This is a genomic window from Amycolatopsis coloradensis (assembly GCF_037997115.1).
Classification (GTDB): domain Bacteria; phylum Actinomycetota; class Actinomycetes; order Mycobacteriales; family Pseudonocardiaceae; genus Amycolatopsis; species Amycolatopsis coloradensis_A.
The window spans coordinates 5,208,055-5,222,511 of sequence record NZ_CP150484.1 but is presented as its reverse complement, the minus strand read 5'-3'; the positions used below and the strand labels follow the sequence as shown (position 1 = coordinate 5,222,511).

The 14,457-nt window shown below is 68.6% G+C and carries 11 protein-coding genes; 2 read left to right on the top strand and 9 right to left on the bottom strand.

Annotated elements, in window-relative coordinates:
* Positions 1–58: 58 nt before the first annotated feature.
* From LCL61_RS24370 to LCL61_RS24350, 5 genes are all read right to left on the bottom strand, one after another.
* Positions 59–412, bottom strand: a complete 354-nt coding sequence (locus tag LCL61_RS24370) for a hypothetical protein (protein WP_340681856.1) — start codon at positions 410–412, stop codon at positions 59–61.
* Positions 409–4,461: a Pls/PosA family non-ribosomal peptide synthetase gene (locus LCL61_RS24365; protein ID WP_340681855.1), complete on the bottom strand. Its 4,053-nt coding sequence runs from the start codon at positions 4,459–4,461 to the stop codon at positions 409–411. The genes LCL61_RS24370 and LCL61_RS24365 overlap by 4 nt, the downstream gene beginning before the upstream one ends.
* Positions 4,458–5,609: an aspartate kinase gene (locus LCL61_RS24360; RefSeq protein WP_340681854.1), complete on the bottom strand. Its 1,152-nt coding sequence runs from the start codon at positions 5,607–5,609 to the stop codon at positions 4,458–4,460. Before LCL61_RS24360 ends, LCL61_RS24365 begins: the two co-directional genes overlap by 4 nt.
* Positions 5,610–6,055: 446 nt before the next feature.
* Positions 6,056–6,781 carry an ABC transporter ATP-binding protein gene (locus LCL61_RS24355; protein WP_340681853.1) on the bottom strand — a complete coding sequence of 242 codons (726 nt, stop codon included), beginning with the start codon at positions 6,779–6,781 and terminating at the stop codon, positions 6,056–6,058.
* A complete protein-coding gene (locus tag LCL61_RS24350) occupies positions 6,778–7,860 on the bottom strand; it encodes an ABC transporter permease (protein WP_340681852.1) in 1,083 nt (360 codons plus the stop codon). Before LCL61_RS24350 ends, LCL61_RS24355 begins: the two co-directional genes overlap by 4 nt.
* 171 nt (positions 7,861–8,031) lie before the next feature.
* On the opposite strand from LCL61_RS24350, the gene LCL61_RS24345 reads away from it, so the two are divergent.
* Positions 8,032–9,198, top strand: a complete 1,167-nt coding sequence (locus tag LCL61_RS24345) for a sensor histidine kinase (protein WP_340681851.1) — start codon at positions 8,032–8,034, stop codon at positions 9,196–9,198.
* A complete protein-coding gene (locus tag LCL61_RS24340; RefSeq protein ID WP_340681850.1) occupies positions 9,195–9,830 on the top strand; it encodes a response regulator transcription factor in 636 nt (211 codons plus the stop codon). Before LCL61_RS24345 ends, LCL61_RS24340 begins: the two co-directional genes overlap by 4 nt.
* 461 nt (positions 9,831–10,291) lie before the next feature.
* Here LCL61_RS24340 and aztD read toward each other — a convergent pair whose 3' ends face one another.
* The 4 genes from aztD to aztB are packed head-to-tail and all read right to left on the bottom strand — an operon-like array spanning position 10,292 to position 14,431.
* Positions 10,292–11,464, bottom strand: a complete 1,173-nt coding sequence (gene aztD / locus LCL61_RS24335) for a zinc metallochaperone AztD (RefSeq protein ID WP_340681849.1) — start codon at positions 11,462–11,464, stop codon at positions 10,292–10,294.
* Positions 11,465–11,490: 26 nt separating this feature from the next.
* Entirely contained in the window at positions 11,491–12,390 is a 900-nt protein-coding gene (gene aztC / locus LCL61_RS24330; protein ID WP_340681848.1) for a zinc ABC transporter substrate-binding protein AztC, read from the bottom strand.
* A complete protein-coding gene (locus LCL61_RS24325) occupies positions 12,387–13,583 on the bottom strand; it encodes a hypothetical protein (protein ID WP_340681847.1) in 1,197 nt (398 codons plus the stop codon). The genes aztC and LCL61_RS24325 overlap by 4 nt, the downstream gene beginning before the upstream one ends.
* Positions 13,580–14,431: a zinc ABC transporter permease AztB gene (aztB, locus tag LCL61_RS24320; protein WP_340681846.1), complete on the bottom strand. Its 852-nt coding sequence runs from the start codon at positions 14,429–14,431 to the stop codon at positions 13,580–13,582. Before aztB ends, LCL61_RS24325 begins: the two co-directional genes overlap by 4 nt.
* Positions 14,432–14,457 lie beyond the last annotated feature (26 nt).

The window sequence follows — 14,457 nt, the reverse complement described above, 5'->3', positions numbered from 1 at the left end:
GTATTATTATACCGGCACCCTAGCAGTGGGCGGTATAATAATACCAACCAGCGGTGCCCTACCCTGCCGGGCAGCAGCGCCCGATCGCGTCGAGGAGGATCCCGCACGCGAGCTCGATCTCCTCGGCGGTCACGGTGAGCGGTGGCATCAGCCGGATCACGCTGTCGTCGCGGCCGCCGAGTTCGACGATCAGCCCATGCCGCAGCGCGTGGGCCTGCACGGCGCGGGCATATCCGCCTGCCGGGCGGCCATCGCTCGGATCGGCCAGCTCGATACCCAGGTGGCGCGGATAGGCCCGCGCACTGGATTCCCACTGGCGCTGGTGTTCGAGGAACTCCGCGGAGCGCGGCCCCGGCAGGGAGCCCTCGACGCGAGGCGCCAGCGCCGGCCTCGTCGTGGAAGCGTGGGTCATGGCAACCTCCTTACCGCGGCGATCTCGGCGGCCGCTTCGAGTTCGACCGCCGGATTGGCGTGCCAGCGGGTTCGCGCCGGGGCCACGGTGCCCTTCATCAGGAACGCGTCGGCCTCGGCGATCACCCCTTCCTCCATCATCACTCCATAGTGGACGAAGGCGCCGACACCGAGCGTGCATCCCGCGCCGATGGTGATGTGGTCGGACTTGAACGTCCCGTCCTCGAGCGAATGTCCTTGCACGACGGTGTGCAGGTTGAGCACGCAGTCGTCGCCGATGCTCACCAGGGACCGTTCCGGGATGGCGCATCCGTCGTCGAAGACACGGCGGCCGATCCGGACGCCGAGACGGCGCAAGAGGAACGGCTTGAACGTAGTCCCGTCGAACAACGCGAGATAGCGGGCGGGACTGAGCTTCCAGAACCGTTCGTGCCGCCAGAAGGCCGGATCGTAGATCGAGCAGAACAGCGGCCGCATCGCCCGGAAGCCCTGTACGGCCAGTTCCGCCAGCATGAGGAACGCGACCGAGAACACCAGCGTCGCCACGATGCCGCCACCGACGGCGAGCGGGCCGAACCGCGCGTGCAGGACTCCGGCCGCCGCGCCGATCAACAGGATTCCGAACAGGTGCAGCCAGTGCACGAGCAGGTAGACGCCGATGGTGACGGTGTTGTGCCGGTTCTTCGCCCTCAGGCCCCGGCGCAGCGCGTCCCCCGTGCCGAGGTGCTCGAACCCGGTGTCACGGCGGACGGTGCGAGGGATCTCGAACGCGGGCGAGCCCAAGAGGCCGATGTTCTCCCGGACCGGTCCGTCCAAGGGAACGAGGACCTTGGTGGCCAGCAGGCAGTTTCGGCCGATCTTCGCGCCCGGCGGGAAGGCGATTTCGTTGCCCAGGAACGCCTGCGGCGCGACGGACGTCCTGCGCAGCCGGAACGACGAAGCGGAGAAGTCTGCGTTGAGCAGCGAAAGGCCGTCAGAGACCATCGTCCCGGTGCCGACCGTGCTCAGGAACGGTGTCTCGTGCTTGACCTCGACCCCGAAGTTGGATCCGGTCTGCTGGACCTTCGACAGGTCGTACCCCAGCGCACGCAGGTAGTACACAATGTAGCTGCTGTCCCCGAACAGGTACGTGTACGCGCGCAAGTTCGTCAGCCGCGCGATCAGCCGCTGGATCGCGAAATGCCTGCCATAGAGCGGGTAGACGCGGTCCGGCCGGAGGAACAGGCCGAGCAGGCGCGGGATCGTGAGGACGACCACCAGCCCGGCGAGCAGCGCACCGAAATACATCAGCGCCGAGTCGGCGATCCGGCCGAGGTAGAAGGCCCAGCTCGTGAAGTCCACCGTCGTCGTGAACCACTGTTCGACGAGCACACCGGCTCCACCCAGCGTCAGGGGAAGCGTGCCGAGCAGCAGAAGAAGCACGCTGGCCACGCAGAAGACGATCGGCCTGAGCCTGCCGCGCGCGACCGTGCCGAGCGCCCGGTAGTCCACGCTGGAGAGGCGAGCGGGCGACCCGTGCCAGCTCTCGCCGCTGGGGACGGACTGTCCGGAGTGCAAGGACGACGAGTGGCCGAGCTGCGCGTCGTCCCCGAGCGCCGTGCCGATGTCGAGCACGGTCATTTCGCCGACGAAGGCGTTGGCGCCGAGCGTGACCGTGCCGGTCTGGATCCGGCCCGCTCTGGCGCGGTAGCACGAGAAGTAGGCGTCCTTCCGGATGACCGCCCCGGCACCGACGCTGAGCAGATCGGTGCAGACCGGCGGGTTCCTGGAGAGGATCAGGGCGCCCTTGCCGATGTCCGCACCGAGCGCCCGCAGGTACCACGAGTACAGCGGAGTGCCGACGAACAGCATCAGCGGGCTGAACCTGACCAAGGTCTTGACTGTCCAGAAGCGCAGGTAGCCGACGCTCCACAGCGGGATCTCCCCCGGCTTCCACCGGCCGACGATCGCCCACTTCGCCAAGACCGGCACCACGGATAGAACGACGAACACGGCGAGCCCGAGCCCGGCGGCGCGCGCGTAGCTCTCGGCGAAGCCCGTCGCGGCGTCGATCCAGACGAATCCCGTGTCCAGGAGCCAGCCCGAACCGGCGGCATAGGCGAGGAAGGCAATGAGCTGGAACAGTCCACAGAGGACGTACGACGCGGTGGACGCCCGGCGCGGCTCCTCGGCGCGAGCGACCGTGACCTCGGCCGCGGAGGTGGTCGACTCGGCGAGGCCGCGAATGGTCGGGTTGAGGTACACCTCTCTGGCCGACAGCGGGGCGACCTCGCCACGATCCCGGATCACGGCGCAGAACTTGGCCAGCAGCAGGGAGTCGGCACCGTAGTCGTCGAAGAAGTGCCCCGTCACCGAGACCGGCTCGATCCCGAGGACACCGCTCAAGGCCTCCGCCAGACGCAGTTCGGTCTCGGTGGCGGGCGCCACGTAGTCGACGTCGCTCGCCGCTCTTCTCGGGCTCGTGGGTGCCGGGAGATGCTTACGGTCGGCTTTGCCCGCCGGTGTCAACGGGATGTGGTCGAGCTGTTCGAGATAGGCGGGCACCATGTAGCCCGGCAGTAGTTCCGCCAAGCGGCGACGGAGTTCTCCGGGATCGGCGTCCTCGTTGTCGCGCCGCAGGCTGTAGTAGGCGACCAGTTCGGTGGTGCCCGCGTCCGGGTGGTGGGTTTCGACCACCGCCTGGGCGATGCCGGGTATCCGCAGGAGGACCGACTCGATCTCGGTGAGCTCGACGCGGTAGCCACGGATCTTCACCTGTGTATCGGCACGGCCGTGGTATTCGATCTCCCCGTCCGGGGTGATCCGGCCCAGATCGCCGGTGCGGTAGATCCGGCGGGACGGATTGTGCCCGATGCCGAGGAAGTCCGGGATGAACGCGCGCTCGGTCAAGTCCGGCCGGTTCAAATAGCCGCCGGCGAGCCCGATCCCCGCGATACCGATCTCCCCCAGCTCACCCGCGGCCAGCGCCCTCGGCTCGTCCGGATCGAGGATGACGACCGAATAGGTGGGTAGGGGTACCCCGATGGTCACCGGCCGGTCTGGGCGCAGCACGGACCACGTCGCGGTGACCGTCGCCTCTGTCGGACCGTAGACGTTGAGGAATCGCCTGTCCGCGCGGTACCAGCGACGTACGAGGTCTTCGGGGCACGCTTCGCCGGACACCAGGAGGAACCGCAGCAGCGGCAGGTCCTCGTCGAGGCTGGCCAGCAGGGTCGGGACGCAGCACAACGCGGTGACCCGGTTCTCCCGCAGGAATTCGAGGAGATCGTGCCCGACGAGTGCGGCACCGCCGGGTTTCGGCACGAGCGTCGCACCGCTCAGCAACGGCACCCAGATCTCCTCGACCGAGAAGTCGAACGCGATCGTCATGCCCTGGTAGACCCTGTCGGTGTCCCGGATGCCGTAGACGTCGGCGGCGACCAGGACGAAGTTGCAGATCGAGGCGTGGTCGATCGTCACGCCTTTCGGTCGTCCGGTCGAGCCGGAGGTGTAGACGACGTAACAGAGTTCGTCGGCAGGTGTGCCCTTCTCAGCCGTGCTGAGCCGTGTTCCCGGCAGCGCGGCGATCCGGTCCGAGTCGTCGTCCAGGCAGACCAGGTCGACACTGCCCGGTTCGAACCGATCGCGCAGCCCGGAGGTCGAGATCACGAGCCGGACGCCGGCGTCCTGGACGATGTAGGCCAGGCGGTCGTCCGGAAAGCCCACGTCCAGCGGCACATACGCCGCGTTGACCTTGAGCACGGCGAGCATCGCGACGTAGGGATGCACCGGTTCGGCGAACAGCAGCCCGATCCGGTCACCGGGCCGTACCCCTCGCGCCAGCAGGTGCCGGGCGAGCCGATTGGCTCGCTCGTCCAGCCCGTCGAACGTGACCTTCACGCCTTCTGCGTCCACTGCCAGGCGGTCTCCGAGCCCGTTGGCGCGCAACCGATCGCAGAGGCGCTCGTACAGCAGCTCCAGCCGGTCACCGGCCCGCCATCGAACCCGCTGTTCGTGGCCGTCGCAGGTCAGTACCAGGCCGTCGGTGGTGAACTGTCCGTACGGGCTCATGTCCTGTCCTCCGCCAAGCCGAAGGAGTCGTGCAGGGCTCGGACGGTCGTGTCGACGACGTCGGCGGGGATCACGGCGGTGAGGCGCGACTGCGACGTCGTCATCGACGGCACCGTGACCCGGTGACGGGCGAGGACCCGCAGCAACTCGGGCAGGAAACCGGGCGGATCGAGCAGTGCGGTACCGACCACGGATACCGAGCCGAGTTCCTCACAGACGGTGGAGCGGGCGTCCAGCTCCACCGCGAGCCGGGTGATCGGCGGACCGAGCGGCTCCGTACCCCGGACGGTGAACCTGAGTTCGCCGGGGTGGGGCCAGCTCAGGTTCACCGGTCTCACGCCGAAGCCGGCCAGCATCGTGAGCACGCGTGCGTAGCGATCGGCGTCCGCGGCCGAAACTTCGACCCGGACCAGCCGCACGTCGCGTTCGTGCGCGATACCGATGACGCGGGGAGTGCCTTCCAGCGGCTCTTCGCCCGCCGTGACGACGGTGGACGGGCCGGGATCCGAAGAATGCTTCACCCGCACCGCCACCCCGTGACGGCGCGCGAGCTCGACGGATCGGGGATGCAGCACACGGGCGCCGAGCCCGGCGAGCTCGACCATGGTGTCGTAGGAGATCGTCCGGTCCGGCCGGGTGTCCCGCACGATCCGGGGGTCGGCCGTGCGAACGCCGTGGACGTCGGTGCGGATCTCGCATTCGGAGCCACCGAGCGCGGCCGCCAGTGCCACCGCGGTGGTATCCGAGCCACCTCTGCCCAGAGTCAGCAGTTCACCGTCGGCGGTCCGTCCCTGGAACCCGGCGACCACGACGACCCGCGCGTCCCGCAGCCGCGCGACGATCTTGCCGGGATCGACCCGGACGATGGTTCCCGCTCCCGGTTCGCCCGCGACCTCGATCCCCGCCTGATCACCCGACAGCGAGACGGCTTCGACCCCGCGTTCGGCCAGCGCCATGGCGAGCACTGCCGCGGAGGCCTGTTCGCCGGTCGCCATCAACTGGTCGAGTTCCCGGGGAGCGGGCGGTTCGGCGAATTCGCCTGCCAGCGCGATCAGCCGGTCGGTGCTGTCTCCCATCGCCGACACGACGAGGACCACCCGATGTCCCGCTTCGGCGATCGCCGCCACCTCGGCGGCCACCTGGTTCACCGATGCCGGGGTGGCCAGCGACGATCCACCGTATTTTCGTATGACCAGTCCTTCGCTTCGCGGATTAGGTAAAGGTGCGTCCGGGCCGACATCGAGTTCCGGGGAATAATTCACCATTTTCCTTCATGGGGTCGTCGCCGCGAATGGCCGCATTCGCGGCTGGGCATACGACAGGGTCCGGGAGTCCCTGCCGGACAAGGCGCCTTGGCAGGGATGACAGGTTTGGAAAGTAGTGCGGGACGCATTCCACGGATACCTCCATAAGTACGAAAGATCGGCCGCCGGTTTCTCGCGGGTCATAACCCCGCGACAGCGTGCAAGGTTATGGCGGCAAACAGCCGAGTTCGATGGAATTAGAGCAGAAGAATGACGTATTCGCAGCGGCTTCGAAATCCGGGCGCGCGACAGCATGACAAAGCGGAACGAATTACCTTGCTCGCCGCGTATTACGAGATCCTTTTACGCATGGATCGGAACGAAGACGGCGGTTCCGAACGTCCGTCCTTTGTGGAGAGCCGTCCGTCGTGCACTTCGACGATCCGGTCCACCGCGCTGAGATGGACGCGGTCGTGCGTGACCAGGACGGTGGCGGTGGCCCGCTCGCGCGTCAGGCTGGCGATCAGGTCGATGACCGCCGCGCCGCGCTCGTGATCGAGGGCGCTCGTCGGTTCGTCGATCAGCAGCACGGTGGGTTCGTTCATCAACGCGCGGGCGATGTTCACCCGCTGTCGTTGGCCACCGGAGAGCTGGTGCGGGCGACGCCCCGCCTGCGCCGCGAGCCCGACGGCGTCCAGCAGGTCCATGGCCACAGCCCGTGCTCCGGCCGGGGAGCGGCCGTCGATCCGGGCCATGACCTGAAGCTGCTCGGCGGCTGTGAGGGCGGGCAGCAGATTCGGCTGCTGGAAGACGATCCCGATCTTGCGCCGGCGAAGTCCGGTGAGTTCGCCGCGGGTGAGGCCGGTGGTCGTGGTGCCGTCGACCGTGACGGTCCCGTGGTCCGGGGTGATGAGGGTGGCCGCGACGGCGAGCAGGCTGGACTTGCCGGAGCCGGAGGGGCCGGCGACCGCGGTGAGCGTGCCCGGCGGGACGTCCAACGTGACGTCATCGAGTGCGGTGAGGCGGGTGTCACCGTCGGGATAGGTGAGGGTGACACCGGTCAGGTTCAGGCTCATCGGGCACTCCCCAGTGCGGTCAGCGGATCGACGGAAGTGATGCGGCGGACGGAAAGCGCCGCGCCCAGCGCGCCGAGCAGGATCATCACGGCGGACGGCACGAGCACGGTGGCCGGAGTCAGCAGGAAGGGCACGGCGGAGCCGTCGACCATCGTGCCGAGCCCGACGGCCAAGCCGGTTCCGATGGCGGTGCCGCCGACGAGAAGGACGACGGCCTGCCCGAGCGCGTCCTTCAGCAGGAAGGCGGTACTCGCCCCCAACGCCTTGAGGACGGCGATGTCACCGCTGCGCTGGATGGTCCACACGGTGAAGAAGGCGCCGATCACGAGGGCGGAGATGGCGAAAAGGAAACCGCGCATCAGTTGCAGCGAACCGTTCTCCGAGGTGTAGGAGCCGATCGCGGACAGTGAGTCGCTCTTCGAGACCGTCGTCGTGCCTGCGGCGAGGTCGGTGGCCCCGAGATCGGCGTCGGACGTGGTGGTCAGCGCGAGCACGGTCGCGCTGGGCGCGCCGTCGGTGGGGGGCGCCATCTTCGCCCAGACGTCGAGGCCCGCCCAGATCACCGGTGTGTGGCTGAACCAGGCGTCTCCCGTCACGGCGGCGACCGTCAACGGGCGTCCGGCCACGGCGATGGTGTCCCCACTGCGGACGCCAAGATCGTCGGCGGCGGACGTCGACAGCACCGCCGAGTCGCCGGAGATCCTTTCGGCGCCCGGGGCGAGCGCCGACCCGGTCCGCACACCGAAAACGGAGATCCCGGCGCTGCGGTCGCCCGCGGTGGCCTTGGTGGTGGCTATGCCCAGTGGTTCGGCCGCCGTGACACCCGGGGTCTCGGCCCACTGCCGCCGCTGTGTTTCGGTGACAGCGGAATTGGCATAGGAGAGGCTCTGCCCGGCACCAGGGGCGGCGAAGACGATCTTGTCCGCGGGCAGGCCGGTGATCGCGGAGATGTTCTGCTCGCCCAGCCCCGCGGTGAGCCCGGACAACAAGCCGACCAGCAAGGTGATCAGCACGACGACGGCACCCATCAGGGCGAACCGTCCTTTGGCGAATCTCAGATCTCTCAAGGCGACGAACACGGCTCGGGTCTGTCCTCTCCGGCGGGTGGGCTGGGTACCTCTCCACGATCGCCACCGGTGACCGTGACGGCATCCGGCCGGAGATGGCATTTCGCCCGCCGGAAGACGGCACGCCGCCTCTACCTTTGGATAGAGGCGCTCGCCGATCCCGCTCCGTAATCTGGACGCACTGTGACCGCCGTGCCCGTTTTGACCCCGACCAGCCGGGTGCTGACCTGGTGTCTGCACCTGCTGTTCGTCGCCCTGCTCGCGCTGGCGGCCGCGCGGGCGGTGGCGGATGGCTCACCCGAAGCGGGAGCGGTCGTCGCGGTGGCGGTGACGTGCGCCGTGGTGTACGCGGCCGGCCCGCTTCTGCCCCGCGTCAGGACGTCCCGGCCGGCCGCCCTGTGGTGGCTGGTCGCGGTGGGCCTCGTGTGGCTGGTCCTGCTAGTGCTGACCGCCGACGGCGTCTGGGTCGCCTTCCCGCTGTACTTCCTGCAGTTGCATCTGCTGCCGCGCCGACAAGGCCTGGTCGCGGTGATCGTGACCGCGCTGGCGGCGATCACCGCGTTCGCCGTCCATCAGGGTTCCTTCGCCCCGGCGGCGGCGATCGGCCCGGCACTCGGTGCCGCCGTCGCGGTCGCCGTCGTCTGGGGTTACCAGGCGCTGTACCGCGAAAGCGAACGTCGCCGGAACCTGATCGAGGAGCTCACCGCCACCCGCGCAGACCTCGCAGAAGCCCAGCACGCGGCGGGAGTACTCGCCGAGCGGGAGCGGCTGGCCCACGAGATCCACGACACCCTCGCCCAGGGATTGTCGAGTATTCAACTCCTGTTGCGCGCGGCGGAAAGGACACTGCCCGATACCGCGGGGAACGCCGCCCGCTACGTCGAACAGGCTCGTCAAGCCGCCGCGGACAACCTCGCCGAAGCCCGCCGGTTCGTCGTCGCCCTGTCGCCTCCCGCGCTCGACGACACCACGCTGGCCGACGCGCTGGAACGGCTGTGCGCCACCATCAGCGCCCGGCACCGGACCACCGCGCGCTTCCACCTCGCCGGCGACCCCGTTCCGCTGCCGACCGCGCACGAAGTCGCGTTGCTGCGCATCGGTCAGGCGGCACTGGCGAACACCGTCCGGCACGCCGACGCGTCCACCGCCGATGTCACGCTGAGCTACCGCGGCGAGTACGTCACCCTCGAGGTCGTCGACGACGGCGTCGGTTTCGACCCGGAACACAGCGGCTTCGGGCTCACCGCTATGCGCACCCGGACCGAAGCGCTGGACGGGATCTTCACCGTCGAGTCCTCCCGCGGACACGGAACAACCGTGTCCGCGCGACTGCCCAAGGAATGCCCGTGACCGAACCGCCGATCCGGCTCCTGCTGGCCGACGACCACCCCATCGTCCGGGCGGGACTGCGTGCCGTCCTGGAAACCGAGCCGGGTCTCGTGGTCTCGGCCGAAGCCGCGACCGCTGAGGAAGCGGTGTCCCGCGCCGCCGAGGGCGACATCGACGTCGTGCTGATGGACCTGCGGTTCGGCTCCGGGATGACCGGCGCCGAGGCCACCGCGGCGATCACGGCGCGGCCGGACGCACCCCGCGTCCTCATCGTCACCACCTACGACACCGACGCCGACACGCTGCCCGCCGTCGAAGCCGGCGCCACCGGCTATCTCCTCAAGGACGCCCCTCCCGAGGATCTTGCCGCCGCCGTGCGCACCGCCGCCGCCGGACGCACCACGCTCGCCCCGACCGTCGCCGACCGGCTCATGAACCGGATGCGGATGCCCGCCACCGCGCTGACGCTGCGCGAGATCGAGGTCCTGGTCCTGGTCGCCGACGGCCTGTCCAACCGGGCCATCGCGGATCGGCTCCACCTGACCGAAGGCACGGTGAAATCCCATCTGGCCCGCAGCTACACCAAACTCGGCGTCGATTCGCGTACCGCCGCCGTCGCCACCGCGACCGACCTCGGGCTGATCCGGCGCTGAACGGCAGGGATCTTTATCCACAAGGAACACCCTTCGCGGGCGCACGATTCGTGCGCTTTGCGCGGCGGTTCTGGTGGGACCGGTATCAGGACTTGAGTGCCTCGTACCTTCGGTTGATCATGGCTGGTGCTCACCTTCGCGCAGGTCAGCAGTGGGTGTCCGCTCTAACGACCCTTGCCACTCACGACCCTGTACCGATGCCGGCGATTTCGCGTGACCGACCGGACGACACGCGTGATCCGGCGGACGACACGCGTGACTGGATGGACGACACGACGCGCGGCCGGGGTTCAGCCGCGAGTTGTCCATCCAGTCACGCGAAACCGCATCCGCGCACCAGCAGTAGGTGCTTAAGGCTCCTTGCCACTCACGACCCCATCCCGAACTGCTCATATGGGCGCGTTGCGAAAGTGGCTTTCACGGCGTCGGGAGCGGGGCCTGGTGACAGGTGCCCCAGGAGATCAGTGACCCAGGACGCCGCTGACCTCGTTCGGCGTTCCCGGAATCGTCCCGGTCGCGGTCTTCGTGCCGGACGCGAGGTCCACGGAGTGGATCTCCTTCTTGCCGGGATCGGTGACGTAGGCGGTTCCGCCCCGGACGAAGATCGCCGGGCGCGGCTGCTGCCACTCGATCGGTTCCTGCCAGGTACCGAGGACGGCGATCTTCCGCGTCACCGCACCGCTCACCGGGTCGATCACGTGGATCTGACCGTCGGTGCCCAGCACCAGGGCCTCACCCTGCGGTCCGCGAGCCAGCGACCGGAAGGTGTAGCTGGTCCCGATGTCGACGTGCTTGAGCGTTGCCTTCTCGGTGTCGATCAGGGAGATCCGGGTCGGGCGTTCGAGCTCGGCCGCTTCGTCGACCTTGTAGTCGCCCAAGGTGATCGGGGAGACGTCCGAGCCCGCCTGGTTGCCGATGCGCCCGTACGGGTCCGGGCTGGTCACCTTGGTGATGACGCCGTTGCGGTAGATCAACGCACCGGTTTGGCAGCCGACCACCACCGCCTCGCCGCGCGCGGCGGCTTCACCGTGCACGCCGGGGCACTGCTCGTTGCGCGCGATCTCCTTCTTGTCCTTGTCCAGCACCACGATCCCGGACCGTTTGTCCTTGTCGCCGACCGTGGTGAGCAGTTCGCCGTTCGCGAGTTCGACGGCCACACCGTGATGCGCCTCGGGCGTCTTGTGCTTCGGCGCGGGGAGCGCCGCGGTGCCGATCGTCTTCGGGTCGAAGACGGTCACTTCACCGGTCCCGTCGGCGAACAGCACCGTCTTGCCGGCGTGCCGGACGACGTGTCCCGGTTTCGCCGCCTTGACCTCGTTGTCCGTGAGCACGGCACCGACGGCGTCGAGGACCCGGAATCCGGTGGAGGTCGAGACAAGGAGGTGCCGGTCGTTCCCGGCGGGGTTGAGCCGGTTGAAGCCTTCCAGCGGGAGGTTCTTCGCCTCCTTCAAGGTCTTCCCGTCGAGCAGAACGATTCCTCCGTCATAGGTGACAGCCACCGGATCGGCGACGACGGGTGCCGGAGCCGCGTCCTTCGCGGGCTCCGCCGCCGGCTGTTCGGTCCCGCAGGCGGCGAGCGCGAGGGTGCTCGCCGTCGTCGCCATCAGCGCGAGATATCGGGCTTTCCGTGCCATTTTCCTGTGCCTTTCGTCTGTTCCGATCAGGAACGGGTCAAACCGGTGGTGATCGATTCGGTGTTGGCGCGCATCATTTCGAGATAGGTGGCCGCGCCCTGGCCTGGTTCACTGAGCGATTCCGAGAACAACGGGGCCACCTGGACGTGCAGCCCTGCCTGCTCGGCCAAGACCCGCGCGAGCCGGTCCGGTTGCGAGGAATCGGCGAAGATCACCGGCACTCCCGCCGCGCGAACGGTGTCGGCGAGTGCCTTCAGATCCGAGGAACTCGGTGAAGCGAGTGTGGTACCGCCGGGGATCACGGCACCGACGACCTGGAAGCCGAACCGCTGTGCCAGGTAGCCGAACACATGGTGATTCGTGACCAGCTTCCGGCGCTCCGGCGGAATCCCGCCGAACTTCTCGGTCATCGCCTTGTCGAGCGCCTCGATCTCCCCGCGATAGCGTTCGGCGTTGGCGCGGATCACCGCTTCGTCGACCCCGTCGACATGGGCGACGACCTCGTCGGCGATCGTCTTCACCGCGTCGCGCACCCGTTCCGGATCCGTCCAGAAGTGGGGATCGGGTTTGCTGTCGGCGTAACTGATCGGGTTCACCCGCTCCCCGGCGGGCAACGCCGGTACGCCGCTTTCCTCGGCCGTGCGGACAGTGCGCAGGATCCCCTCTTCGAGCCCGAGTCCGTTGTAGACGATCAGACCGGCACGCTCGACCTGGGCCGCCTGCTGTGCGGAGATGCCGAAGGAATGCGGGTCGGCGTTCGGCTTCATCAGCACCGTCACCTCGGCCTGATCGCCGACGACGGCGCGAGTGATGTCGCCGAGGATGTTCGTCGTGACGACGACCGACTTGCCGCCCCCGCCGGTCCCGGAGCAGCCTGCCGCCGCCAGCAGCGCCACCATGAACAGGGCGAGTACGCGGCGCCTCATCGGCCGGTCTCCACGATGTGCCCCGCCTTGCCGCCGACCTTCAGCGTCCTGGCGCGTCGGAGGTTGTCGTTGTAGTCGATTTCGTACACCTCGGCCGAGAGCGGGTCGTTGACGTAGGCGCGGGTCGAATCGACCTGGATCGACGGAACCTCGGCGGCGGTCGCTTCCGGCGTCAGGAGCGGGACGCTCGTCTGTTCCTTTCCGGAGCCGTCGAAGGAGCGCAGCTTTCCGTCCCGGGCGAGGACCAGCAGCGGCCCGCCCTCGCCGACGGCGTTCACCGCGGCGACCGGGCCGGTCTCGACGTACTGCCAGCTGCGTCGGCCGACGTCCAGTGACCACACCGCGGACTCCCCCGCCCGCGCCGCGAGCGTGGAGCCACCGGGCCGGTGGAAGAAGGCGGTGGCGCGTTCCTGCGCGGTTACGCTGCGCGGGTACGGGATCTTGACCCCGGCGAACGCGCCGTCCTTTTCGGTCACCAGCAGGGCGCCGTCCGCGCAGCCGAAGACGACTCCGCGCCTGGTCACGGCCTGGCCCTGCAGCTCGGGGCACGGCTGGTCGATCTCGGCCACGGCTTTGCCCTGACGGTCGTGGACGCGCACTCCGCGGGCGAGCGGCTTTCCGGCGTCCGCCACCGTGGCGATGATGTGCTCGCGGTAAGGGATCGCGACACCCGCGTGCGGCTCGCGCGTGATCTTCCCCAGTTCGGTCACAGCGCCCTTGTCGAGCGCGGCTCGATCCAGCAACGTCGTCGTACCGTCCGAATAGGACAGTGCGGCGACGGCGGGATCGCTGTAGGCCGCCAAGGGCTGTTTGCCGGGCGCCACGCCGACATCCCGGACCTTCGCCCGGTAGTAGTGGACGTGGTCACCGTGGTCGACCATCCACGAGCCGCTGTCGATCACCCGGATCGTGCCGTCACGAGCGGTCAGGTAACCGAAGCGGCCGTCACCCGTCACGGCTCGCACTCCGTCGACGCGGCCGACCTCGTGCACCTCCTCGGTGATCAGGTCGACGACCCGAACGGCGCCGGTGTCCGTGTCGGCGACGATCAGCCGTGACTGCGCCTCGGCCGCCTCCTCGGCGCCTTCGACGTAGCCGTGCGGGACTTCCGCGGTCACCTCCTTCGGCTGCTCCGAGCCGCACGCCGCCAGGGTCAGCGCCGCGACGACCGCCGTCGCTGCTTTCAGTTTCATCGTGAGCTCTCGATCTCCGGTGTCAGGGAACGGAATCGCTGTCGTACGAAGGACAGGAACGCGGAAAGGAAGAACAGGAGGACCGCACCGGCGGCGATGGTCGCGCCCGCCGCGGTGCCCCAATGCCAGGACACGAGCAGGCCGCCGACCGTGGCGGCGATACCGAGCAACGCCGCGATGAGCATGATCGTGGTGATCCGCCGCGACCAGAAGAGCGCCGCCGCGGCGGGGGCGATGAGCAGGCCGAACACCAGCAACGTCCCCACGACGCGGAACGACGCGACGATCGTCAACGTGACCAGCCCGAGCAGCACCGCGTTCGCCAAACGTGGACGAAGCCCCAGTGTGTGCGCCTTGCGCACGTCGAAGGTGAGCGCGGTGAACGAACGATGTCCCACCAGTGCCACCGCCCCCACGACGAGAAGGGTGATCGCGAGGCCCACCAGGTCGCCCGATCCGACGGCGAGCACGTCGCCGAACAGGAAGCCGGTGAGATCGACCGCGAACGACCGTGAGTGGGACACGATGATCACGCCGCTCGCGAGCATGCCGACGAAGAGCAGCCCGATCGTGGTGTCCTCGGACAGCCGCCGCGAACGGCCGAGCGCGGTCACGCCGAGCGCCATCACCCCGGCGCTGATCGCCGCGCCGATCAGCAGGTTCACGCCGGTCAGCGAGGCGATCGCCACGCCGGGCAACATGCCGTGCGACATCGCGTCGCCGATGAAGGCCATGCCGCGCAACACCACCCAGGTGCCCACGACGGCGCACACCGCCGAAACGAGCACTCCCGCCATCAGCGCGCGCTGCACGAACGACACCTCGAAGGGGACCAGCAACCACTCCACCCGTCACACTATAGTGGTAATGATTG

What these genes read in the sequence shown, in the direction of transcription:
- LCL61_RS24370 (WP_340681856.1), bottom strand. Translation starts at nt 412, where the DNA reads ATGACCCACGCTTCCACGACGAGGCCGGCGCTGGCGCCTCGCGTCGAG.
- LCL61_RS24365 (WP_340681855.1), bottom strand. Translation starts at nt 4,461, where the DNA reads ATGAGCCCGTACGGACAGTTCACCACCGACGGCCTGGTACTGACCTGC.
- LCL61_RS24355 (WP_340681853.1), bottom strand. Translation starts at nt 6,781, where the DNA reads ATGAGCCTGAACCTGACCGGTGTCACCCTCACCTATCCCGACGGTGAC.
- aztD (WP_340681849.1), bottom strand. Translation starts at nt 11,464, where the DNA reads ATGGCACGGAAAGCCCGATATCTCGCGCTGATGGCGACGACGGCGAGC.
- aztC (WP_340681848.1), bottom strand. Translation starts at nt 12,390, where the DNA reads ATGAGGCGCCGCGTACTCGCCCTGTTCATGGTGGCGCTGCTGGCGGCG.
- LCL61_RS24325 (WP_340681847.1), bottom strand. Translation starts at nt 13,583, where the DNA reads ATGAAACTGAAAGCAGCGACGGCGGTCGTCGCGGCGCTGACCCTGGCG.